Annotated in this window: 1 pseudogene; it reads right to left on the bottom strand. The window is 65.5% G+C overall.

From position 1 onward, the window contains the following. Positions 1–216, bottom strand: a pseudogene (locus AB0C16_RS41020) (hypothetical protein); the annotation flags it as partial. Between the last annotated feature and the right edge of the window lie 146 nt (positions 217–362).

The raw sequence follows: 362 nt of genomic DNA, 5'->3' as shown, positions 1-362 counted from the left end.
CTCGTGCAGCTCGACGTACGCGCCCACGGCCTCGGCGAGCTCGACCGCGCGGCGGACGTCTTCGATGATGGGGACATTGCGCAGGACGGTGCGCCCCCTGGCGGCGAGGAGAGCGGCCCCGATCATCGGTAGCACGGCGTTCTTCGCATGCGTCTCGATGTGCGACGCCGTCTCACCCGTCGTCTTCAGCACACCCTGAATACCCTGCGGCTTCAGATCCCAGCCCGACACCACAACCCCCGTGAAACGTAAATCCCCGACAACTACCGCCGGATCAGCCGATGTTGTCGACCGCCGCCTTCGCCTTCGAGATCGTCGACTGCGCCGTCCCGTCGTTCTTCTCCAGCGTCGTCTTCAACAGC

The sequence above is a fragment of the Nonomuraea sp. NPDC048916 genome (assembly GCF_040649575.1).
Lineage (GTDB): Bacteria > Actinomycetota > Actinomycetes > Streptosporangiales > Streptosporangiaceae > Nonomuraea.
The sequence above is the reverse complement of the archived record's forward strand: the minus strand, read 5'-3'. Positions and strand labels throughout refer to the sequence as shown.